A 245-nucleotide genomic window follows, 5' to 3' on the forward strand; every position below is an offset into this window, starting at 1 on the left:
CTGATAAAGCGCAGTTAAAAACCATTGCAGAAAAACTATTAGGCCGCTTACACGAAATTGAATACGACGGTGTTGTAATTTACGATATTCAAGATGAGAGTAGCCGTACTAATCAGGCTCGTCCGTTTCCATTTAAACAAACGGTTGATCCGCGTGAGTACAGTAAGTTGCTAAAAGACTTATCACGCCTAGATGTAATTACCTACAAAAGCGTAGCGCAACGCGGTGAGGCTGAATTTAAAGAG

At 41.2% G+C, this 245-nt stretch carries 1 pseudogene; it reads left to right on the top strand.

Going from position 1 to position 245, the window contains the following annotated elements:
- Positions 1–245 (top strand): annotated as a pseudogene (locus SB756_RS33950) (hypothetical protein); the annotation flags it as partial.

Source organism: Pseudomonas sp. SIMBA_068 (assembly GCF_046534705.1).
Lineage (GTDB): Bacteria > Pseudomonadota > Gammaproteobacteria > Pseudomonadales > Pseudomonadaceae > Aquipseudomonas > Aquipseudomonas putida.